Origin of the sequence: Streptomyces sp. MCA2, assembly GCF_023544705.1 — a bacterium.
GTDB lineage: Bacteria > Actinomycetota > Actinomycetes > Streptomycetales > Streptomycetaceae > Streptomyces > Streptomyces decoyicus.
Window position 1 is genome coordinate 1 of sequence record NZ_JAMJFM010000001.1, and the last position, 20,794, is coordinate 20,794.

The following is a 20,794-nucleotide window of genomic DNA, read 5'->3' on the forward strand; positions in this document are numbered from 1 at the left end:
ACGGTCCATTGAGCGTTTTCCAACTGGCTTTGGGCAGCTGAGGGCGCGTATCGGGGTAGAGCGCGGGGTCGGGTGAGGCTCCCGGTAAGACAAGCAATCGACGAAGAAAGATGCCTCCCCCGGGAGCCTCGTTGCTGTCCTACCCTGCCGCGATCCCGCTGTCCACCCGATCGCTGAACCACCTCGCCGACCTGATCCGCACCCATCGCCAGCAACGCCGATCACACTGGCGCCGCCTCAAACCCGGCCGTCAAGCGCTCCTGGCGCTGGCCCACCTTCGCAACGGCGACACGTTCACCCGGCTGGCCGCCGGCTTCCAGATCGGGGTGGCCGCCGCCTGGCGCTACGTCCGCGAAGCGATCACCCTGCTCGCGGCGACCGCCGAGCACCTGCAGACAGCCATGACCCGGATTCGCCTCCTGGCCTACGCGATCCTCGGCGGCACCCTTCGCGATCGACCGTGTCCACCATCAGAAGCCTTATTACTCCGGAAAACATCGCCGCCACGGTATGAACGTCCAGGTCATCGCGGACGCTGCGGGACGTCTCGTCTGGGCCTCGGCCGCGCTGCCGGGCTCGACACACGACCTGGCCGCCGCCCGGACCCGTGGCATCATCGACGCGCTGACCAGCGCGACGGTGATGACCTTTGCGGACAAGGCCTATCAAGGCGCCGGCGGCGCCGTGCGTACACCGTTCAAGCGGCACCGCCACCGGCCGAAACTGTCAGCCCGGCAGAAGGCCGTGAACAAGGCCCACGCCCGCATCCGCGCCCGTTACGAACGTGCCGTCGCCACCTTGAAACGTGGAAGCTGCTGACCAGGCTGCGCTGCCAGCCCATCCCGGACGACCACGATCGTGCAGGCCATCCTCGCCCTGCACCACGTTGAGAACCCGACCTACCGAGGTTGAAAAACCCTCAGTGATATCGCCGATACGTACGGTCACTGCCCCCGGGGTGTCCAGGGCTGTACCGCGCGGTCCAGGAGGTGGAACGGATGAGTGTTGACGACGCAGACGAGGCAGGTTGGGACCTCGATCCGGAAGACGAGTCACGGGGTGTCGTCGAAGCGGTCGGGCGGCAGCTCAAGTTGTGGCGGGAGGCCGCGGGGCTGCGAGCCGCCGAGTTCGGGAAGGCCCTCGGGTACGGGGAGAACCTGATCTACAAGATCGAGCGCGGCGTGCGTATCCCGCGTCCCGAGCTTCTCGACAAGGCCGATGAGGTGCTGGGCGCGGGCGGCAAGATCGCCGCGATGAAGAAGGACGTGGAGCGGGCCCGGTACCCGAAGAAGGTCCGGGAGCTGGCCAAGCTAGAGGCTTCGGCGGTCGAACTCGGCGCGTACAGCAACCACAACCTGCATGGACTGTTGCAGACGAAGGAGTACACAACGGCGTTGTTCGCGATGCGAAGGCCCGCGTATGCGCAGGACGAGGTGAAGCGGCTCGTGGGGGCCCGAATGGACCGACAGTCCGTCTTCGAACGCTCACCGGCACCGTCGCTCACATTCGTCCAGGAAGAGGTGACGCTTCGCCGCCCGGTAGGGGGCAAAATGGTTCTGCGCCGACAGCTCGAACGTCTGTTGGAAGTAGGCCAGTTGCGGAACGTTGAAGTCCAAGTGATGCCGACCGACTGCGACGACCACGCAGGGATGGGCGGTCAGATCCAGGTGCTGAAGTTCAGAGACGGCTCAGCGGTGGGGCGCGACGAAGGCCAGGGCACCAGCAGTCGGATCACCAACCCGAAGGAGATCCGGATCCTTGAGCTGCGCTATGGCATCATCCGCGCCCAGGCTCTCACGCCCCGGGAGTCGATGGCCTTCATCGAGAAAGTGCTGGGAGCGACATGACACTCAGGCCCTCTGTGGGGAGCACTTCCGAACTGGAGTGGATCAAGAGCAGCTACAGCGACAGCAACGAACGTGACGATTGCATCGAAGTCGCCTGGCAGAAGAGCAGTTACAGCGGCCAGGGCAATGGCAACGAGTGCATCGAAGTCGCCCCCACCCCCCACACCATCCACATCCGCGACTCCAAGAACCCCCACGGCCCGCAGCTCCACCTCCGGCCCGCCGCCTGGGCGGACTTCGTCGCGTACGCCGCCACCGGGCGCTGACGCGCGTCAGAGGGCCTCTGGCGTCTTGCTCCTGGGCCCTCCCGCGTCGCCCGTGTTGAGCGTGCCGGTCGGTTCGAGGAGCAGGATGGCGGTCTCCTCGTCCGCCACCGGGCAGTGTTCGACGCCTCGGGGAACCACGAACAGCTCTCCGGGGCCGAGCACCACATCGCCGTCCCTGAGCTGAAGGGTGAGCCGGCCGCTGATGACCAGGAACAGTTCGTCGGTGTCCTCGTGCGTGTGCCAGACGAACTCGCCCTTCAGCTTGGCGAGTTTGACCTCGTAGTCGTTGACGTCGGCGATCTTCTTCTGCGACCACAGGTCACTGAACTGCGAGAGCTTGTCAGCGATATTGACGGGCACGGGAGAGTGAGTCATGCCATGAGACTTCCGTGCCCGGTCGTCGGCGGTCTTGTACGTTCCTGGCATGGCAGACGGCCCGCCCCGTACGACGGTCAGCGCTTGGCGGCCGCCCGTTGCGGGAATCGCCGAGGTCTTCCACGCGCACTTCACCGAGCACGCGTACCCGTCCCACACCCATGACACCTGGGCCCTGATGATCCTCAATGACGGGGCGGTCGACTTCGCGTGTGACCGCCATCGTCATGGCGTGACCGGGACCGGCACGGTCGTCCTGCTGCCTCCCGGTGTCGCCCATGACGGCAGGACCGTCACCGCGGCAGGATTCCGTAAGCGCGTGCTCTACCTCGACGCGACCGTCCTCCCCGAGGACCTGACCGGCCGGGCGGTGGACGCCCCGGTCGTCGGCGATGCGCTGCTGCGCCACCGCATCCACCAGCTGCACACGTCCCTCGGCCACGCGGGCGACGCGCATGCAGGCGACGCTCGTGGGAACAACGCTCAGGCGGACAAGGCTCAGGCCGGCGACGCTCACGCGGGCGACGTCTTCGAGGCCGAATCCCGGCTGGCGTTCATCCGGGAGCGGCTGCATTTCCACCTGGACGCGCCGCGGCCGACGCGTACGCCCGGCCGTGAGGCACACCGGCTGGCTGCCGCCTTACGGGACCTCCTGGACTCCCGCCTGGCGGCCGGCCTGTCCCTGCACGAAGCTGCCGCCGTCCTGCACGCCCACCCCACTCACTTGATCCGCTGCTTCAAGCAGACCTACGGCCTGCCGCCGCACGCCTATCTGACCGGCAAGCGCATCGGGTGGGCCCGTGGGCTGCTGCTCGACGGCAGGCGGCCGGCGGAGGTCGCGGCAACGGTGGGATTCCATGACCAAGCTCATCTGAACCGGCACTTCACGCGGCATGTGGGCACGACGCCGGCGCGCTACGCGGCCATGTGAGGAGGGCCCCTGCCCCGCCGAGGGGCGTCAGGTCACCCATAACGTCGCGTCACGTCAGGTGACATGGCGCCTCCCCGCCCGCGCAGGACGAGTGGCTCTATCGTGCCGCCGGCTGGTGGAGCCAGGGCGCGCTGGTGGCCCAGAACATGACGTTGGCTCCGAGGGTGTTCGTGCCAAAATCGGTGAACTCTTCCCGGGTGTACGGCTTCTTCGTCGTGGGGTTCTTGTATTCAAAGTCGGGTTCCTGTACGGCCATGGCCACGATGGGGAGCTTGCCGCGGTATTTCTTGAAGAAGGGGTACGAGTTTTCCATCTGGGCCGGGCGGTTCGGCAGGACGTCAGGGCCGCCCAGGCCGATTCCGTGCGACGCGGCGAACTCGAAGGTGCGCTTCATATAGTTGCGGCTGTTGTTCCATTCGCCCGGCCAGAAGTTGACGTACTGAATGAACTGCGTCTTGGTGAAGACCTTCTTGCCGTAGGCCATGTTGGCGAGTTCTGCCTTGAAGTAGGATTCGTGACTGTATCCAGTACGGTCCTTCTTGGTGTCCACTCCAGTAGCGGTTTCCGGAAGGTTCACCCCGGCGAGACGACCGTCGAATCGCTGTGCCAGCGCCTTCAGCAGATGCTGGAAACGGCCCCGCACCTGCGGGTTCCACTGCGCTGCGACCGCTCCGGGCTCACCGGGGCCAAGGCCGCTTTCGTTCGTTGTCGGCGCCGCGCCTCCCTTGTATTCCGGGTCACGCAACAGATAGTCCGGGAGCCTGGTCGGCGGCGCGAAGAACCGGTCCTGGATCTGGATGAACAGCTTCTTGTGGCGCGACTGTAGATAGTTCAGCGCCCGGTCGATCTCCGAGAAGTCGTACTGGTTCTTCTTCTGCTCAAGTGCCTTCCACGGCACCACCAGTTGCGCGCCGGCGACGTCGGGGCGGTCGATCAGCGGCTTCACCTCTGTATCGAAATCCCCGATGGACGCGTACAAGTAGTTCTTCGCTGCCTTCTTGCCGAGTGCCGAGGCGGAAGCAGAAGCAGAGGCCTTGCCGGACGTCGGAGCGGGACCCGCGGCGGCCGTCGCGGCTACCCCCGCCAAGGTTATCGTCGTGAGAATTCCGACACCGACGGCAATACGTTTGGTCACCATGAACCCCACCATGCGGCGCAGTTCTTAGAGAGATGTAAGAACGCCACGACCAGCTGCCTGGCCCAGTCGGCGGGGTGGTGAGAGTTCCCAGAGCCCACCTTTCTCCTGTGACAGCCGGCAGCGGGCCGCCGTCAGTGATCGCCAGCGCCAGTGATCGCCGCCGCGCGGTGCGCGCCATGGGGCGAGATCTGCAACCGGCGACCAGGAGGCCCTCACCGTCTTTCCGCAACCCCAGGAGCGTGAGCCCCGAGGTCGGGACACCGACGCCCACCATCCCCACCCACACCGAGGCCGAGATCAATTGCGGGACGGCCCTCAGGCGTCAGGTGCGTACCAGCGGAGCTCGACGATGTTGCCGTCCGGGTCGCTGACGTACAGGGACTGGCCCGTACCTCGGGCGCCGAAGCGCGGCCCGGGGCCGTCGACCACCGTGAACTCGCCCGAGTCGATGACCTCCTGCCAGTCGACGGGCTCGACGACCAGGCAGAGGTGGTCGACGTTGGAGCCGTCGCGGGGCTCCTGGGCGAGGTCGATGATGGTCGTCGGACTCACGCGCACGGAGGGGAAGGGCACCTCGCCCGCGCGCCAGGCGTCGACGCGGACCGGCTCCAGACCGAGCCGGCCGCAATAGAAGTCGATCGAGCGCTCGACGTCGGAGACGTTCAGGACGAGGTGGTCGAAGGCGGTGACGGTGACGCGCATGGGAGCTCCTCTGTGGGCGCCCGGCTCGGGTGGAGCGCCGTCGGGTGGTTGCACGACGAACGTATATGCCGGACCAACGAGGCGGGATCGGTCCCTGGGCCGGTCCGCCGGTCCACCGGTCCGCCTGGTCCTGGTCCGCTGGTCGTGGTCCGCCGGTCCTAGTCCCTCCTGGACCCTCCCGGTCGCTCCAGTCCCTCCTGGACCCTCCCGGTCGCTCCTGCCCCTCCTGGACCCTCCCTGTCCGTCTGACGGGGGCAGGAGGCGGGGTGGTCCCAGCGACGGGCCGGGGCCGTCAGGCGCGGCGCGCCTCGTGGTGGGTTCCCCGGCCGTCGGGAGCGATGCGCAGCCGGTGGCCTTCGATTCCGGGCCGGCCGGCGGACACGAACTCCTCGTGGGCCCGGGCCACTTCGTCCCACAGCCGCCTGGGGCCGTACTGCGCCACCGCGAACGTCGACATCTGCCGCCCGTCGTAGTCCACTCCGGCCCAGCTCGTCGCCCCGTCGTCGGCCAACCACAGCCGGGTGTGCGCTTCTTGCACGTCGGTGTCCCACGCATGCCACACCCCCGGCACATGGAGGCCGATGTGCATCTGGGCATCGAGGTCGTTCCCGGCGACTGACCACGGGGACAGTTCCGTCACGGACCGCTCGGGGATCTGGTCGTCCCGCAGGGCGAGGGCGCATAAGCGGTTGGCGCCCCTGGGGCAATGGATCAGGCCGAGATCATCGCCAGCTCAGGGTCTTCCCGGAGTTTGGCCAGGGCGCGGGAGACGGCGCTCTTGACCGTGCCGATCGAGACCTCCATGACCTCGGCGGTCTGGGCCTCGCTCAGGTCCTCGTAGTACCTGAGGACGACCATGGCCCGTTGGCGGGCGGGCAGTCGCATCACCGCGCGCCACATCGCGTCGCGCAGGCCCTGGAGTTCGGCCGGGTCGGGCGCCGGCAGCGGGTCCGGCTCCGGCAGCTCGTCGACGGCGAATTCGTCGACCTTGCGCTTGCGCCACTGGGACGTGCGGGTGTTGATCAGAGCGCGGCGGACATAGCCGTCCAGCGCGCGGTGGTCCTCGATGCGTTCCCAGGCCACGAAGGTCTTGGCCAGAGCGGTCTGGAGGAGGTCCTCGGCGTCGTTCGGGTTGGCGGACAGCGACCGCGCAGTGCGCAGCAGGACCGGCCCCCGGGCCCGTACATAGGACGAGAACGTCGGGAACACAGCGGCGGTCGAAGCGCTTGTGCACACTGGCGTGGTCATGTGGACCACGCTAGAAGCGAGGGTGGGGCGGGCGGATCGCCCCAAGGTGCCGAAGCGCCATCCCCCTCAAGTTGTACGGGTAGGGCTTGCCCGACCTCCTCTGGGGGGACAGGGCAGGGCGTACCCCTAGGGCATTGATCATGGGCGCACTCCTCGGCGGTCAGCCGTCCGCGCCGAGGATCAGCCCCGAGGTCGGGACGCCGGTCCCGGCCGTGACCAGGACATGTGCGGGGTCGGCGGCCTGGTTGACGGAGGTGCCGCGGAGCTGGCGGACGGCCTCGGCGATGCCGTTCATGCCGTGCAGATAGGCCTCGCCGAGCTGGCCGCCGTGGGTGTTCAGGGGGAGGGTGTCCGCGGCGACGAAGTCCGCGGCCTCGCCGGCGGCGCAGAAGCCGAACTCCTCCAGCTGCATCAGCACGAACGGCGTGAAGTGGTCGTAGAGGATCGCGACGTCGATATCGGCGGGTGTGAGGGCGGCGGTGCGCCAGAGCTGGCGGGCGACCACGTTCATTTCGGGGAGGCCGGTCAGGTCGTCGCGGTAGAAGCTGGTCATCTGCTCCTGTCCGCGGCCCGCACCCTGCGCCGCGGCCGTGATCAGCGCCGGCGGGTGGGGCAGCCCGCGGGCCCGCTCGGGCGAGGTCACCACGATCGCCTGGGCACCGTCCGTCTCCTGGCAGCAGTCCAGCAGCCGCAGCGGCTCCACGATCCAGCGGGAGGCGGCGTGGTCGGCGAGGGTGATGGGCTTGTTGTAGAAGTACGCGGCCGGGTTGCGGGCGGCGTGGCGGCGGTCGGTGACCGCGACCGGGCCGAAGGCGTCCGGGGTCAGCCCGTAGGTGTGCAGATAGCGCTGGGCGGCCATGGCGACCCAGGAGGCAGGGGTGAGCAGGCCGAAGGGCAGGTTCCAGCCGAGCGCCGCGCCCTCGGCGGTGGGCTCGCGCTGTTGGACGCCGGAGCCGAAGCGGCGGCCGGAGCGCTCGTTGAACGCCCGGTAGCAGACGACGACTTCGGCGATCCCGGTGGCGACCGCCAGCGCCGCCTGCTGGACGGTCGCGCAGGCCGCGCCGCCCCCGTAGTGGACCCGCGAGAAGAACGACAGCTCGCCGATGCCGGCCGCCTGGGCGACGGTGATCTCGGGGTTGGTGTCCATGGTGAAGGTGACCAGGCCGTCGACGTCCGCGGGGGTCAGCCCGGCGTCGTCCAGGGCGGCGCGTACCGCCTCGACGGCGAGCGTCAGTTCGCTGCGGCCGGAGTCCTTGGAGAACTCGGTCGCGCCGATTCCGGCGATGGCGGCCCGGCCGCCGAGGGAATCGGGGCGGTGGACGCTCATGCCGTGCCCTCCGGGAGGCCTACGGTCACCGTGCCGGTGACGTGGTGGCCGAGGCCGTTCGCTCCGACGACCCGCACCACCGCCGTCCCGTCCGTCACCTCGGTGACGGTTCCGCTCAACACCATGGTGTCTCCGGGGTAGTTGGGGGCGCCGAGACGGATGGCCACCTTGCGCAGGGTGCAGCGCGGCCCGAAGTGGTCGGTGAGGTAGCGGCCGACGAGCCCGTTGGTGGTGAGGATGTTCATGAAGATGTCCGGGGAGCCCTTCTGCTGGGCCGCCTCGGTGTCGTGGTGCACGTCCTGGTAGTCGCGGGAGGCGAGCGCCCCGGCGACGATCAGGGTGCGGGTGATCGGGATGGTGAGCGTCGGCAGCTCGTCACCGGCCTTCATCCGGTCTCCTTCCGGTACCCTCTCGGTCTTCATTCGGCCCCCTTCCGGTCCCCTCTCGGTCTTCATTCGGCCTCCCTCCGGCCTTCGCGGTCCGTGGGCGAGGTCAGCAACTCCCCCAATTCCTCCAGGGCTTCGGCTCCCGCGCCCAGGTACCCGGCCAGTTGCCTGCCCCAGAGGAAATGCCGGTGGACGGGGTGGTCCACGTCGGCGCCGATGCCTCCGTGCAGATGCTGGCCGGTGTGCACCACGCGGGTTCCCGCCTCGGACGCCCACCAGGCGGCGGTCAGCGCATGCGGCCCGGCGTCCAGGCCCGCGTCCCGGCGCCAGGCCGCCTCGTAGGCGGTGAGGCGGATGGCCTCGGTGTCCATGTAGGCGTCGGCGGCGCGCAGCTGTACGCCCTGGTTCGTGGCGAGCGGGCGGCCGAACTGCTCGCGGGTGGTGGTGTGGGAGACCGCACGGGCCAGGGAGCCGGCGCAGACCCCGGCCTGGAGTCCGGCGAAGGCGGTGCGGGCGAGGGCCAGGACGTCGTCGTAGGCGTGGGCGGTGTGTGGGGGTGGGGGTGCGGAGGTGGTCTCGCGGCTCAGGGAGGTGGTCTTCGGGCTCAGGGAGGTGGTCTCGCGGCCCAGGGAGGCGGTCTCCCGGCCCAGGGAGGCGGTCTCCCGGCTCAGGCGGGCGGCGGGGGCGTCGTCCAGGGTGAGCCGGCCCGCCGACCATGGGGCGGTGGTCCCGACCGGGTCCCGCCGCACCCCGGTGTCGTCGGTACGTACGAGCCACAGCGTCCGCGTCGTCCCGTCCGGCACCAGTACATGGGTGGCCTCGCGCAGCCATGGCACCACGGGGACGGTGCCGGTCAGCCGCCCCGTGCCACCTGTGCCATCCATGCCGCCCGTGGCACTCGTCGCGCGCTCGGCCCGTATGCCGCCGCGCCGCGCCGGGAAGGCCCCGGTGGCGATCGCCTCGCCGTCCCGCAGCGCCGGCAGCAGCCGCGCCCGCTGCTCCGGGCCGCCGTGCGCGCCGATCGCCAGCAGGCCGTACACACAGGTCGCCGCGAACGGCACCTGCGCCGTCGTACGCCCCTGCTCCTCCAGCATCAGCACGAGTCCGAGCAGCCCCGTCTCCTCCACCGCGCCCGGCAGACCTGCCGCGCACAGCGCCTTCCACAGTGCGGCCTCCGTGCCGCTACCGCAGGCGGCGAGGCGCTCCGGGGTGGAAAGATCGCCGAATATCTGCGCCGCCAGTTCGCGGGCCGCCGCCTGCTCCGGGGTGGGCGTGAAGTCCATCTCACCCCTCACCGCCCTCTGCCGCGCGAAAGACCGGCAGCTCCAACTCCTCGTCCACACGGAGGAATTCGAGCCGCACCGGCATGCCGATCCGCACCTTGTCGTAAGGGACGCCGATGACATTGCTGACGATGCGTACCCCCTCGGCCAGCTCGATCAGCCCGACCGCGTACGGGGTGGGCCCGTCCGGGGCGGGGGCATCTGGGGCGGGCGCGTCCGGGGCGGAGCCGGGTGCGCCCGCGTGGGGGCGGGGCGCATTCGCCTGGGGGCGGGGCGCGGCCGTGCCGTGCTCGGAGGCCGTGAATGCGGGGAAGGGCGGATGGTGCATCACGACGTAGGAGAAGACCGTTCCCGCACCGCTCGCCTCGACGGTCTCCCACTCCGCCGACCCGCAGGCATTGCACCCGGGCAACCAGGGGAAGCGCAGCGTCCGGCATCCCGTGCAGCGCTGGATCAGCAGCCGGTGTCCGCGGACGCCCTCCCAGAAGCCGGCGTTGTCGCGGTTGATGACGGGGCGGGGGCGTCGCGCTCGGGGCTGGTCGGGTGCCTGCGGCTGCTGGGGTGCCGACGGTCGCTGGGATGCCGACGGTCGCTGGGGCACCTGCGGCTGCCGGTACGCCTGTGGCCGCTCGGCTGTCTCCTCGGGGGTCCGCGCGGTCGCCTCGTGCGTACGCGCTGCCGCATCGCGCGTACGCACCGCCGGGGCGTACTTGAGGACCCGGAAGCGATGCGTCCCGGCCCGCTCGCCGTCCGCGTGGATGTCCATCCGCGTGGTGATGAAGTACCCGGTCCCCAGCTTCGTCGTCTTGCGCTCCGACACCGATTCGATCACCGCGTCGAAGGTGATCCGGTCACCGGGCCACAGCGGCCGCAGATACTCCTGCTCGCAGTCGGTGGCGACGATGGAGGTGTATCCGGCGCTGTCCAGCAGTCCGGACAGCTCGTCGTACGCCCCCGAGCGGTCGGTGTGGCCGGAGAGGCCGCCCATCGTCCAGGCCTGGAGCATGGTCGGCGGAGCGATGGCGTCCGGCCCCTGGTAGGCGGGGTTGGTGTCACCCACGGCCTCGCACCAGTGCCTGATCATCGGCTCGTTGACCGGGTCCTTGCCCACAGCGGCGGCCGAGGTCGACCGGCCCTCATAGGCCTTGAGCTGCTCGTATGTGAGCCGTACGGCGCTCATCGCCGCCCCCTCCGCATCCCCAGCCGCATCGTCGCGACGATCTCCCGCTGGACCTCGCTCACTCCGCCCCCGAAGGTGTTGATCTGCGCCGCACGGTTCATCCGTTCCAGCTCGCCGTCCCCGAAGGCGCCCGGCGAGCCGCCCCGTATCAGGGCGGCGTCGCCCACCACCTCCTGGCACATCCGGTAGACCTCGACGGTGCTCTCCGTCCCGGCGAACTTGACCCCGCTGGCGTCGCCGGGGCTCAGCGTCCCGGCGCCCACGTCGCCGACCAGCCGCCAGTTCAGCAGCCGGGTGGCGGCCAGCCGGGCGTGCGCCTCGGCGAGCCGGGACCGCACCCACGGGCGGTCGGCGGGCCGCTCGCCGGTCTCCGGTTCCGGCGTACGGGCATGGGCCAGCGCCGCGTCGAAGGCGTCCTCGGCCTGCATCCCGATGGCGGCCAATGCCACGCGTTCATGGTTGAGTTGATTGGTGATCAGCTGCCAGCCGGCGTTCTCCTCGCCGACGAGGTTCCCGGCCGGGACGCGTACGCCGTCGTAGTAGGTGGCGGTGGTCGTCAGCCCGCCGACCGTCTCGATCGGCGTCCAGGAGAAACCGGGTGCGTCGGTGGGCACGAGGATGATCGAGATGCCCTTGTGCTTGGGGGCGTCGGGGTCGGTGCGGCAGGCGAGCCAGACCCAGTCGGCCTGATGCGCGTTGCTGGTGAAGCTCTTGGCACCGTTGATCAGCCAGTGGGCGTTGGGGGCACTGTTGCCGTCGTGGGCGTCGGGGCCGTCGTGGGCGCCGTGGGCATCGTGGCTGCCGTGGACGTCGTGGCCTCCGTCTTCACCCTCACCGTCCCCCTCACCCGCGCCCTCACCCGCGCCCGTCCGTTTCACCGCGCGGGTGCGGAGCGCGGCGAGGTCGGTGCCGGCCTCGGGCTCCGTATAGCCGATCGCGAAGACGAGCTCGCCACTGAGGATCCGCGGCAGGAAGTAGTCCTTCTGTTGCTGGGTGCCGTACTTCATCAGGGTCGGGCCGACGGTGTTGAGGGTGACCATCGAGACCGGGGCGCCCGCGCGGTACGCCTCGTCGAAGAAGACGAACTGTTCGTCGGGACCGCGGCCCTGCCCTCCGTACGCGGTCGGCCAGCCCAGGCCCAGCATGCCGTCGGCACCGATCCGGCGTAACACCGCACGCTGCGCCGCGGGATCCACGACCGGCCCGTCCGGCAGCAACTCACGGAAGTACGTGCGGAGTTCGGTGCGCAACTGCTCCTGGCGCGCGGTCGGGGCGAGATGCACGTCGGCGGCTCCCCTTCTGGTGGCCGCACGCCCGGCCCGCAGGGAGGTCCGGGCATACGAACGAGCGAGCGGGTTTCTGACTGTCCGTCAGAAACCCGCTCGCTGTCAAGGTCGGCGCTGTGAACTCCGGAGAAGCCCCATTCTCTCGGTACCGGCCCTGACGAATCACCCTTCGATCCACCCCTCGGTCAGTCGCCGCCTCCCCAGACGGCGGACCGGCCCACTAGGCGGCGGACCGGCTCACCAGAGCTTGGTGAAGTTGACGGTGGCGTTGGTCTGGTCGATGCGCGTGGGGCCGGAGCCGTTCACGCTCGCGGTGTTGTTCTGGTTGGAGGCGCCGGCGCCATTGGCGACCTGCTGACCGGTGGTCGAGTTACCGAGGTTGCTGCCGCCGACGCCGGTCCCCGTCTGGCTCGTGGCCGCCGAACTCGACCCGTTGTTCGCAAGGCCGCCGTTATCGGCCTGCGCCACGCCGGCGAAGAGTGCGGCCGCGAAGGGCAGTGCGGCGGCAATGGCGATGACGCGGGCTGTACGGGTGCTTGCCATGTCTATTCCTCCTACGGAACACGACTTCTGGATCGCTGGAACTCCGCTTGCTCACCGGGCAGTTGGCCGACCACCGCGGTGCTTGCTTCGACGTCGCGCACTCAGGCTTGCCCATGAATCCCCGGCGGACCCACCGCAACGGGTCGATTCCCTCGCAAGCATGAGGAACCCCGGGTAAACCCCCGCCGCCGCACGACAGCCCCGTCCACGCACCGCTCGGCGCCACGACGCCCCGCCGCGGCCCGGCCCCCGCAAGGCCCGCGCGCTCCATGCGCCCCCTCGGCAAAACCGGCGCACGGGCCGCTTCGCGCACGCCCCCCTTCCTTTTCTCGAACAGTCGTACGAAAATAGAGCCATGGCCATGCACCGACGCCATAGACGCCATACCGGAACACCGACCGACGACCAGCCCGGTCCATGGCCGGGCCTGCGGACCGAGCCGCGGGCGGAACCGCATGCCGAGCCGCGGGCGGAACCGCGTGCCCAGCCGCGCGCCGAGCCGTGTATCGAGGTTCGACCGGATCCGCGGGCCGATCGGCCGACCGCTCCGCCGGCCGATCCTCGGACCGAAGCCCGACGGGATCCGCGGGCCGAGGCTCGACAGGATCCGCGGGCCGCACCACACCCGGACGCTCGGCCCGACGCGTGCCCTGACGCTCGACCCGAAGCACGCCCTGACGCTCACCCCGAAGCTCGCCCTGAGGTCCGGCCCGCACCGCCCCTCGGGCTCCCTTCCTCCCCGCCCGAGGATGCGCACACCGCCGCGCTCGGCCACGCCCTCCTCGCCGCCGCACGCGGCTACCCCGTCATCCCGCTGACCCGCAGCAAGCTTCCGGCCATCCGGTCCCCGCACCGCGGGCACCCCGAGGTCCCGCCCTGCCGCGGCGAGTGCGGCCGGCTCGGGCACGGCGTCCACGACGCGAGCACCGACCCGCTCACCGTCCGCCGGATGTTCGCCGCCGCCCCGTGGGCCATCGGCTACGGCCTCGCCTGCGGACGGCCCGCGCACCACCTCATCGGCATCGACCTCGACACCAAGAACGGCGCTGACGGCCTGACCGCCCTCCGGTTCCTCGCCGAACAGCACGGCTTCCCGATCCCGCTGACGGTCACGGTCCTCACCCCCAGCGGCGGCCGCCACCTCTGGCTCACCGGCCCGCCCTCCCCGCCCGTACCGAATTCGGTCGGCAGACTCGCCCCCGGCATCGACATCCGCGGCGCGGGCGGCTATCTCGTGGGCCCCGGCTCGCTCACCGCCCACGGGCGCTACGCCCTCGCACCCGGCTCACCGCAACGCCCGGCCTCCGTGCCGAGCGCCCTGCTCGCTCTCCTCACGGCCCCGCCCCCGGCCGCCCACCGCGAGCCCCGGGCCGGCGTCCCGCCCCAGCCCGCCGCGGCACTCGTACGGTTCGTCCGCACCTCCCCGCCCGGCCAGCGCAATGCCCGCCTCTTCTGGGCCGCCTGCCGCGCCTACGACTCCGGTCTCGGCCAGGAACTCACCGCCCGGCTGACGGAAGCGGCCCGCCACACCGGCCTGTCCGCACAGGAGGCCCGCGCAACGATCACCTCGGCGGCCCGCCGACGGCAGGGATAACGGGGAGCGGTAGCCCGTAGGGGCGCCAGGGGCAGAGGGCCAGAGGCAGAGAGGTGCCAGGGGGCAGGGGCGCCAGAGGCAGAGGTGCCAGAGGCGGAGGTGAGGGCGGGGCGGGTGCCAGGAGTCAGCCCAGTCAGCCCCGACCCGCCTCGATCAGGAACCGGGTCGTGTGCGCCACGAACGCACCCTCTCTGCGGATCAGCTCATCCAACTCCCGCAGACGATCCCGATATTGCTCCACCGTGAACCCGGGGACCATCCACACCACCTTCCGCAGGAAGTAGATGACCGCCCCGATGTCGAAGAACTCGGTCCGCAGCGACTCCGCACGCAGGTCGACCACCTCAAGACCTGCCGCCTCCGCCGCCCGGCGCGCATCCTCGGAGTGCCGGGAGCGCCGTACGTGCTCGGGCTGCGGCCCCAGAAAGTACTCGACCACCTCGAACACGCTGGCCGGTCCGACCTGCTGAGAGAAGTACGTGCCCTCCGGCCGCAGCACGCGGGCGATCTCCTCCCACCACACGGTCACCGGATGACGGCTCGTGACCAGGTCGAACGCCGCATCACCGAACGGCAGCGGCGGCTCGTCCTCGTCGGCCACCACGACCGCACCGAGCGGGTGCAACAGCGCGGTGGCCTTGGCGACATTCGGCGCCCAGGACTCCGTGGCCACCATCACCGGCGGCAGCTTCGCCGCCCCGGCGAGCACCTCGCCGCCGCCCGTCTGGATGTCCAACGCCGCCGAGGCCCGCGCCAACCGCTCACTCATCGCCCGTTGATAGCCCCACGAGGGCCGCTGCTCCGTGGCCCGCCCCTCCAGCCACGAGAAGTCCCACCCCTCGACCGATACCGCATCGGCCTCGGCCACCAGTTCCTCAAATGATCGCGTCATACCTCCACACTCAATGCGGGAGGACCGCTTGGCCAACGATTTACTCCCCGGCCCCACCATCGGCCACCGGAACCACCGGAACCGCTGGAACTACCGGCGCCACCGGAACCACCGAAGCCGCTGGAACCACTGGAACCACTGGAAATACGAACTCCGGTCGGTCCCACATCACCGCCGGCGGATTCGCCGGCACCGTTCCGACGGGCCGGGCGCCCACGCTCCGGTAGAACCCCTCGGCGGGCGGATGCGACACCACCCGCACCCCCTCGATCCCGGCGCGCCGCGCCTCGCCCCGCATGTGCTCGACCAGCCGGCGCCCGATGCCGTATCCCTGTGCCTGGTCCGACACGAACATCAGGTCCAGCTCGGCCGGCTCCACCATGAGCGAATAGAACCCCAGCACCCGCTCTCCGGGACCCTCATCACCAGGAATCTCCTCCACAGCGACAAAGACCCGATGCGCCTCGATGTAATCCGGCCCCACCCGATACCCCTCGACCATCGAGGCATACCGCCCCTCATAGGCCCGAGAACTCCGCACCAGCCGCGTAAGCCGCCCGGCATCCCGCCCCTCGGCCCGCCGAATCAGCACAACGCCCTGCCGGGCCGCACCTGCCGCCCCCACCCTCCGCGCACCCACGGTGACCACAACCCACTTCCCACTTCACACCCGAAATTCAATTCCCCTTCCCACCACCCTACCGCGCCCCCGAACAACAACTCAGGCCACCGAAAAGCACTCCTCGCCCTGAAACGAATTCACCGCCTCGAAAGGAATCCCTGCCCCGAATAGGAATCCCGCCACACAGCAAAGCCTTACGCGGCAGCGATTACAGGAACCCAGATGCAAAAGGAGCCCTGCCCTCCCGCGCACGGGCGCGGGCGCGGCAGGGCAGGCCGATGACGCAGACGTAGACGTAGACGTATTACGCCCAGACCTTGTACCGGGGGGAGCAGTAGCTGAAGCCGGCCTTCTTGAAGCACGCCTGAAGGTAGAGGGTCTTGCCCTCGGCGACGTTCTTGGACTTGCAGGCGTTGTAAGGAGAGTTGTGGCCCTTGGTGGAGGCGGTGACGCCGCTTGAGATGCTGCCGGTGATGTAGCCGCCGTCGCTGGCCCCGTCCCACGCACAGACCTTGTCGCCCTCGTTGCGGAACTCCACGCTGGAGGAGCCCACACCGTTGATGTAGATCAGGATCTCGTCGCGGGGGTCGTAGTGGTTGAACTCGAAGGAGACCTTGGTGGCGGCGGAGGCCGGGGCGGCGGTGACGCCGGTCAGCGCGCCGGCGGCCAGAGTCGCGGCACCAAGGGACGCGACGATGCGTCGGGATATGCGCACGGGTTCGTACTCCTTGCTGGATGTGGAGGTACGGCCGAGCGGCCGCCCCATGACCCTAATCCCTGGTCACAGGCCTACGCTCCGTCAATCTCCGCTACCTGACGCCGTGTTCCGCCATCCCGGCCCAGATCCTGGCCACAGGTTGGCCACCCGCGCTGGTCAGCGGTGGGACCCAGGGGTGCGCGGAGAAGAGCGTTCCGGCTACGGGCACGGCCAGTGCACTGAACTGCGACGTTCGCCCCGGAGAAGTTCAACTGCGCACCGCCGGCCCGCACATAGCTCACGAGGGTGACAGGGGACGGACGAAGGGGCCGCAGGAGAGCAATACCGCCCCCGTCCGGCGGGACGGCCCCTTCGCCCGCTCCCGGGGGCGGAACCTGAAGAGCGCTTCAGAACTTCAGGCTGTGTTCAGGTTCGGTTCGGCACTGTGGTGAATGTCGGAAGGGCACAACAGGGCCCGCCGACGGAACAACACCGCGACATGATCCGGAGGAACGTCCCCATGAAGGCCACCGCCAAGCGCACGCTCACCCCCCGCGCCGTCGTCCTCGCCACGGCCGCCGCCGTCGCACTGATCGGCAGCACGGGTGCCGCGACCGCCTTCGCGGACGACGACGGCCCGGCCCCGCAGTCCTCGGTCCAGCTCTCCCAGAACGAGCGCCACCTGGACGACAACGCCAAGGACCGCGCGCAGGTCAAGGCCGACAAGATCAGCCAGTCCGAGGCCACCGCCAAGGCACTCAAGACCGTCCCCGGCACCGCGACCTCCGCCGAACTCGACAACGCGGACCGCAACGGCTCCCTCATCTGGGAGGTCGGCGTCCTCGGCAAGGACCACAAGAACCACGACATCACCCTCGACGCCGGCAACGGCAAGGTCCTGAACAAGCACACCGACCGCGACGACGACGCCGCCCAGGACGCCCGCGAGACCCAGGCCCTGGTCAAGGCCGACAAGACCGGCCACGACGAGGCCACCGCCAAGGCCCTCAACGCCGTCCCCGGCACCGTCGTCTCCTACAGCCTCGACGACAACGACCGCAACGGCTCCGCCGTCTGGGAGGTCGACGTCCTCGGCAAGGACCACAAGAGCCACGACGTCACCATCGACGCGGCCAGCGGCAAGGTCCTGGACCAGCACATCGACCAGGACGACAACGACGACCACGACGGCGACGACGACTGATCAGGCAACAGGCCACAGCCGCCTGCCTGAACCCTCCCCCAGAGCCCGAAGGGGCCGCGCACGCCACTGCCCGGCGCACGCGGCCCCTTCGTCGGTTCCGGACCTCAAAACGCAGCCGGAGCGGGCCCCGGAATCACCGGAACCCGCTCCGGCTCGTTGGCGCTCTCAAAGTCGACGCTGTCGGGGATCTTGAGATTCGCAGGGAAGACCCTGTGATCTCCTGGCGGTTCCGGCCACGTCCCGTCCCCACTCCGCCGACCTCGGCGGCTACCGGCGGAACCGGCGGAACCAGCCGCGCAGCTTGGGCATCCAGCGCGGCAGCCAGGTCATGAGGGCCGCCGTCGCGGCCAAGCTGCCGAGTGTCACGAAGAAGGCTCCCGGATAGAGGTGGTTCACCCAGCATGGCTGCCACTCGGCGAGACAGGGGCGCGAGGAGCTCCTCCGTCCGGGTATCGCGCGGGAGACGGCCAGCGCGCTCACCAGGGCCACAGCCGCGCACACGATGCCTGCCACGACCCATCGGGCCGAGCGCTCGCTCCCGGCCGAGTTGACCCGGCGGAAGGAGCGCTTGGCGGCCGTGAACGTGATCGGGAGCAGCACGCCGACCGTGACGCCGAATCCGATGCCTGTCGCCGGCCAGTACGCCGCCAGATCCCACACCTCGTCACCGAGCCACAGCGACAGTGCAAAGAATCCGACGAAAGCTACGACCGCGGCGGCCTGCTTGGCGTTCTTCTTCCGGCTCGCCTTGGAACGGTTCATCAGCGGATCCTCTCGGTGGTCTTGTGCGTGCGGCCGGTGCGCGGCCGCAGCCGCGAGCCCGCCCGTCCGCGAGGCGTAGGAAGCAGGCGGGCGCCTGCGGCGGCCGTCGTGCCAGGGCAGCCAGAACGGCCCAACAAGAGGCGAAGGCCGCCGAACCTGCCCGCCGTCTTCGCAGAACCCCAGGTCAAGCGCCGCAAGTTCCGGATCTGTGTACGCTCCCGCGAGCTCCGCCACGGCCACCCCTGACCGCCCAGCACGTCATGCCATTCAAACTTCGGTGACACAACCTAATGATCATCAAGGTTCGATGGCACAGGACAAGGGCGCCCGCTGATGGGCATTCGTGACACACCAACCCCCAATCGAACAGCTCTCAGACAGCACCTGAAGCAGTTCGGAACGCCTGAGGACGGCCGTCTCTTCCGCACGACACAGGGCAGCCGCATCCGATCCACGGAGTACACGACCGTCCGGCAACGAGCCCGCGAGAAGGCGCTCACGCCAACGGAGCTGGCCTCTCCGCTCGCGGCCGTTCCGTACTCCCTCAGGCACGCGATCGTCTCGAAACCCTGGCCCGCCGCTGGCCCGTACGCCCTGGTCAGCGCCGGGATACCGGCGACCCGGGGTGAGATAGGACGAACGCAGAAGGGGTGCCCCGCCGAAGCGGGGCACCCCTTCTGACCAGCTAGTTCGCTGAACTCTGCGGAGGCTGTGGGATTTGAACCCACGGTGACGTTGCCGCCACGACAGTTTTCAAGACTGTTCCCTTAGGCCGCTCGGGCAAGCCTCCCCGCGACACCGGTGTGCGGATGTCGCGGGATCAGACTAGCGCGTCACTTGTCGCCTGTGCGCTGGCCCAGGGTGACCTGGGTGGTGTGCTCCTTGCCGGCTCGCTTGTAGGTCAGGGTGACCTCGTCGCCGGGCTTGTGCTGCCAGATCTCGCTGATGAGGGTGGGGCCGCTGTCGACAACCGTGTCGTCGAGCTTGGTGATGGTGTCGCCGGGCTTCAGACCCGCCTTGTCGGCCGGGCCGTTCGGGGTGACCGCTTGGGAACCGTTGTTGCCGGTCTTGGCGATGGTCGCGCCGTTGCCGGTGTCCCGCATGCCGACCTGGACGCCGATCTGGGGGTAGACGGGCTTGCCGGTCTTGATCAGGTCCTGTGCCACCCGCCGCGCCTGGTCGATGGGGATCGCGAAGCCCAGGCCGATGCTGCCGGACTGCTGGGACTCGCTGCCCATTCCGCCGCCGTTGCCGGCCGACTGGATGGCGGAGTTGATGCCGATGACATTGCCGCCGGCGTCCATCAGCGGGCCGCCGGAGTTGCCGGGGTTTATCGAGGCGTCCGTCTGGAGGGCGCTCATGTACGAGGCGCTGGTGCCGCCGCCGTCGCTGGAGGCCACCGGGCGGTCCTTGGCGCTGATGATGCCGGTGGTGACCGTGCCGGACAGGCCGAAGGGTGCGCCGATGGCGATCGTGGCGTCGCCGACCTGCACATTGGAGGACTTGCCCAGCGGAAGCGGGTTGAGCGGGGCGCCGGAGGCGTTCTTCAGCTTGATCACGGCGACGTCGTAGCCCTGGGCGTTGCCGACGACCTCGGCGTCGTACTTCTTGCCGTTGGAGAACGTCGCGGTGAGCTTGCCGCCGTTGGCCGCGCTGGCGACGACGTGGTTGTTGGTGAGGATGTGGCCCTGCTTGTCGTAGATGAAGCCGGTGCCCGTGCCGCCGTCGCCGGTGGCGCCCTGTGCCTCGATCGTCACGACGCTCGGCAGCGCCTTCTGCGCTATCCCGGAGACGGACGTGGGCTTGCGGTTCAGTGCCCCGGGGTCGCCGGACGCGGAGACCGTCGTGGACGCGCCGTCGTTCTGGCCCGCGGCCCAGAAGCCGATGCCGCCGCCGACACCGCCGGCGACCAGCGCGGCCACCAGGACGGCGGCGATCAGGCCACCGTTGCGCCGCTTGGGGGCGGGGCTGCCGACCGTGCCCCAGGGGTCGCCGCCGCCACCGTAGGGAGGCTGCTGGCCCCAGCCGCCGGCACCCGCTCCGGGGCCGGCTGCCGAGTAGGTGGGGAACTGGCTGGTCTGCTCGGTCGTGGGGTCGTCGCCGGGGTGGCCGTAGCCGGGCTGCCGGGGGTGTCCGGCGCCGTAGGCGGGCGGCGGCATGGGGCCCGGCTCGTCGAAGCCGCCGGAGCCCGGGGCGACGGTCGGTGCGAAGTCCGGCGGCGGGGGCGCCGCGGGCCGAGCGCCCGGCGCGGGCGGGGCGCCGGGAGTCTGGGCGCCGGAGGCGGACGCGCTGTCCGGCTGCGGCCCGGTCGGCGGCTTGGCCTCCGACGGGACGGCGGCTCCCTCGTTCTCGGTGCTCACAGCTCTCTCCTCAGCTTCACGACTGTCGGCGCCCACGGCCCTGGCAGGAGGGTCTCCTGTCCGCCCCGTGCCTCAGCCATGTCTGAGTGCCGGGGACGGGCCGTTTCTTCCGGCTTGCAGTTCGGCCGGACCCTGGGGGTGCGTCCGGGTG

Annotated in this window: 20 protein-coding genes, 1 tRNA gene and 2 pseudogenes; 6 read left to right on the forward strand and 17 right to left on the reverse strand. The window is 69.9% G+C overall.

Going from position 1 to position 20,794, the window contains the following annotated elements; translation table 11 throughout:
* The first annotated feature begins 131 nt into the window (after positions 1–131).
* The 3 genes and pseudogenes from M8I34_RS00005 (at position 132) to M8I34_RS00015 (ending at position 2,113) form a co-directional block, all read left to right on the forward strand.
* Positions 132–912: pseudogene (locus M8I34_RS00005) on the forward strand (transposase family protein).
* An 86-nt stretch (positions 913–998) separates the two neighbouring features.
* On the forward strand, positions 999–1,847 hold the full coding sequence (locus tag M8I34_RS00010; protein WP_250047083.1) for a helix-turn-helix transcriptional regulator: 849 nt from the start codon (positions 999–1,001) through the stop codon (positions 1,845–1,847).
* Positions 1,844–2,113 (forward strand): DUF397 domain-containing protein, encoded by a 270-nt coding sequence (locus M8I34_RS00015; RefSeq protein ID WP_250047084.1) that lies wholly within the window; start codon positions 1,844–1,846, stop codon positions 2,111–2,113. The genes M8I34_RS00010 and M8I34_RS00015 overlap by 4 nt, the downstream gene beginning before the upstream one ends.
* A 6-nt stretch (positions 2,114–2,119) precedes the next feature.
* Here the strand turns inward: M8I34_RS00015 and M8I34_RS00020 are convergent, their stop codons facing one another.
* Complete coding sequence (locus tag M8I34_RS00020; RefSeq protein WP_250047085.1) at positions 2,120–2,488, reverse strand: cupin domain-containing protein; 369 nt, start codon at positions 2,486–2,488, stop codon at positions 2,120–2,122.
* Positions 2,489–2,537: 49 nt separating this feature from the next.
* Between M8I34_RS00020 and M8I34_RS00025 the strand changes: the two genes are divergently transcribed.
* Positions 2,538–3,419, forward strand: a complete 882-nt coding sequence (locus M8I34_RS00025; protein WP_250047086.1) for an AraC family transcriptional regulator — start codon at positions 2,538–2,540, stop codon at positions 3,417–3,419.
* A 97-nt stretch (positions 3,420–3,516) separates the two neighbouring features.
* Here M8I34_RS00025 and M8I34_RS00030 read toward each other — a convergent pair whose 3' ends face one another.
* The 10 genes from M8I34_RS00030 to M8I34_RS00075 form a co-directional block, all read right to left on the reverse strand.
* A complete protein-coding gene (locus M8I34_RS00030; RefSeq protein WP_250047087.1) occupies positions 3,517–4,557 on the reverse strand; it encodes a hypothetical protein in 1,041 nt (346 codons plus the stop codon).
* 315 nt (positions 4,558–4,872) lie between these two features.
* Positions 4,873–5,259, reverse strand: coding sequence for a VOC family protein (locus tag M8I34_RS00035; protein ID WP_250047088.1), 387 nt, complete (start codon positions 5,257–5,259; stop codon positions 4,873–4,875).
* Between the two features lie 292 nt (positions 5,260–5,551).
* A complete protein-coding gene (locus M8I34_RS00040) occupies positions 5,552–5,899 on the reverse strand; it encodes a hypothetical protein (protein ID WP_250047089.1) in 348 nt (115 codons plus the stop codon).
* Between the two features lie 71 nt (positions 5,900–5,970).
* Positions 5,971–6,507: a SigE family RNA polymerase sigma factor gene (locus M8I34_RS00045; RefSeq protein WP_030088092.1), complete on the reverse strand. Its 537-nt coding sequence runs from the start codon at positions 6,505–6,507 to the stop codon at positions 5,971–5,973.
* Between the two features lie 160 nt (positions 6,508–6,667).
* On the reverse strand, positions 6,668–7,834 hold the full coding sequence (locus M8I34_RS00050) for a lipid-transfer protein (protein WP_250047090.1): 1,167 nt from the start codon (positions 7,832–7,834) through the stop codon (positions 6,668–6,670).
* Positions 7,831–8,223, reverse strand: coding sequence for a MaoC family dehydratase (locus M8I34_RS00055; protein WP_244420309.1), 393 nt, complete (start codon positions 8,221–8,223; stop codon positions 7,831–7,833). Before M8I34_RS00055 ends, M8I34_RS00050 begins: the two co-directional genes overlap by 4 nt.
* Before the next feature lie 62 nt (positions 8,224–8,285).
* Entirely contained in the window at positions 8,286–9,503 is a 1,218-nt protein-coding gene (locus M8I34_RS00060) for an acyl-CoA dehydrogenase family protein (RefSeq protein ID WP_250047091.1), read from the reverse strand.
* Position 9,504: 1 nt separating this feature from the next.
* Entirely contained in the window at positions 9,505–10,683 is a 1,179-nt protein-coding gene (locus tag M8I34_RS00065; RefSeq protein ID WP_250047092.1) for a bifunctional MaoC family dehydratase N-terminal/OB-fold nucleic acid binding domain-containing protein, read from the reverse strand.
* Entirely contained in the window at positions 10,680–11,966 is a 1,287-nt protein-coding gene (locus M8I34_RS00070) for an acyl-CoA dehydrogenase family protein (RefSeq protein ID WP_250047093.1), read from the reverse strand. Before M8I34_RS00070 ends, M8I34_RS00065 begins: the two co-directional genes overlap by 4 nt.
* A 240-nt stretch (positions 11,967–12,206) precedes the next feature.
* Complete coding sequence (locus M8I34_RS00075) at positions 12,207–12,512, reverse strand: hypothetical protein (RefSeq protein ID WP_250047094.1); 306 nt, start codon at positions 12,510–12,512, stop codon at positions 12,207–12,209.
* Positions 12,513–13,254: 742 nt separating this feature from the next.
* Between M8I34_RS00075 and M8I34_RS00080 the strand changes: the two are divergent.
* A pseudogene (locus M8I34_RS00080) lies at positions 13,255–14,106 on the forward strand (bifunctional DNA primase/polymerase); the annotation flags it as partial.
* Between the two features lie 133 nt (positions 14,107–14,239).
* On the opposite strand, the gene M8I34_RS00085 reads toward M8I34_RS00080, so the two are convergent.
* The 3 genes from M8I34_RS00085 to M8I34_RS00095 all read right to left on the reverse strand — a co-directional run bounded on the left by M8I34_RS00085 (position 14,240) and on the right by M8I34_RS00095 (position 16,335).
* Positions 14,240–14,998, reverse strand: a complete 759-nt coding sequence (locus M8I34_RS00085) for a class I SAM-dependent methyltransferase (RefSeq protein WP_250047095.1) — start codon at positions 14,996–14,998, stop codon at positions 14,240–14,242.
* Between the two features lie 40 nt (positions 14,999–15,038).
* Entirely contained in the window at positions 15,039–15,647 is a 609-nt protein-coding gene (locus M8I34_RS00090) for a GNAT family N-acetyltransferase (protein ID WP_374210834.1), read from the reverse strand.
* Positions 15,648–15,924: 277 nt separating this feature from the next.
* Positions 15,925–16,335 (reverse strand): hypothetical protein, encoded by a 411-nt coding sequence (locus tag M8I34_RS00095; protein WP_250047096.1) that lies wholly within the window; start codon positions 16,333–16,335, stop codon positions 15,925–15,927.
* 502 nt (positions 16,336–16,837) lie between these two features.
* On the opposite strand from M8I34_RS00095, the gene M8I34_RS00100 reads away from it, so the two are divergent.
* The gene (locus tag M8I34_RS00100) at positions 16,838–17,521 is read left to right on the forward strand and encodes a PepSY domain-containing protein (protein ID WP_250047097.1); all 684 of its coding nucleotides are present in this window, start codon (positions 16,838–16,840) and stop codon (positions 17,519–17,521) included.
* Between the two features lie 267 nt (positions 17,522–17,788).
* Here the strand turns inward: M8I34_RS00100 and M8I34_RS00105 are convergent, their stop codons facing one another.
* The 3 genes from M8I34_RS00105 to M8I34_RS00115 all read right to left on the reverse strand — a co-directional run bounded on the left by M8I34_RS00105 (position 17,789) and on the right by M8I34_RS00115 (position 20,643).
* The gene (locus tag M8I34_RS00105; RefSeq protein WP_250047098.1) at positions 17,789–18,283 is read right to left on the reverse strand and encodes a hypothetical protein; all 495 of its coding nucleotides are present in this window, start codon (positions 18,281–18,283) and stop codon (positions 17,789–17,791) included.
* Positions 18,284–18,986: 703 nt separating this feature from the next.
* Positions 18,987–19,073: transfer RNA gene (locus tag M8I34_RS00110), tRNA-Ser, on the reverse strand.
* Between the two features lie 43 nt (positions 19,074–19,116).
* Entirely contained in the window at positions 19,117–20,643 is a 1,527-nt protein-coding gene (locus M8I34_RS00115; protein WP_250047099.1) for a S1C family serine protease, read from the reverse strand.
* Positions 20,644–20,794 lie beyond the last annotated feature (151 nt).

Excerpts from the sequence above, each read along its gene's own strand:
- M8I34_RS00060 (WP_250047091.1), bottom strand. The coding sequence starts at position 9,503 with ATGGACTTCACGCCCACCCCGGAGCAGGCGGCGGCCCGCGAACTGGCG.
- M8I34_RS00105 (WP_250047098.1), bottom strand. The coding sequence starts at position 18,283 with ATGAACCGTTCCAAGGCGAGCCGGAAGAAGAACGCCAAGCAGGCCGCC.
- M8I34_RS00015 (WP_250047084.1), top strand. The coding sequence starts at position 1,844 with ATGACACTCAGGCCCTCTGTGGGGAGCACTTCCGAACTGGAGTGGATC.
- M8I34_RS00050 (WP_250047090.1), bottom strand. The coding sequence starts at position 7,834 with ATGAGCGTCCACCGCCCCGATTCCCTCGGCGGCCGGGCCGCCATCGCC.
- M8I34_RS00085 (WP_250047095.1), bottom strand. The coding sequence starts at position 14,998 with ATGACGCGATCATTTGAGGAACTGGTGGCCGAGGCCGATGCGGTATCG.
- M8I34_RS00100 (WP_250047097.1), top strand. The coding sequence starts at position 16,838 with ATGAAGGCCACCGCCAAGCGCACGCTCACCCCCCGCGCCGTCGTCCTC.
- M8I34_RS00055 (WP_244420309.1), bottom strand. The coding sequence starts at position 8,223 with ATGAAGGCCGGTGACGAGCTGCCGACGCTCACCATCCCGATCACCCGC.
- M8I34_RS00035 (WP_250047088.1), bottom strand. The coding sequence starts at position 5,259 with ATGCGCGTCACCGTCACCGCCTTCGACCACCTCGTCCTGAACGTCTCC.
- M8I34_RS00030 (WP_250047087.1), bottom strand. The coding sequence starts at position 4,557 with ATGGTGACCAAACGTATTGCCGTCGGTGTCGGAATTCTCACGACGATA.
- M8I34_RS00045 (WP_030088092.1), bottom strand. The coding sequence starts at position 6,507 with ATGACCACGCCAGTGTGCACAAGCGCTTCGACCGCCGCTGTGTTCCCG.
- M8I34_RS00025 (WP_250047086.1), top strand. The coding sequence starts at position 2,538 with ATGGCAGACGGCCCGCCCCGTACGACGGTCAGCGCTTGGCGGCCGCCC.
- M8I34_RS00020 (WP_250047085.1), bottom strand. The coding sequence starts at position 2,488 with ATGACTCACTCTCCCGTGCCCGTCAATATCGCTGACAAGCTCTCGCAG.
- M8I34_RS00065 (WP_250047092.1), bottom strand. The coding sequence starts at position 10,683 with ATGAGCGCCGTACGGCTCACATACGAGCAGCTCAAGGCCTATGAGGGC.
- M8I34_RS00075 (WP_250047094.1), bottom strand. The coding sequence starts at position 12,512 with ATGGCAAGCACCCGTACAGCCCGCGTCATCGCCATTGCCGCCGCACTG.
- M8I34_RS00010 (WP_250047083.1), top strand. The coding sequence starts at position 999 with ATGAGTGTTGACGACGCAGACGAGGCAGGTTGGGACCTCGATCCGGAA.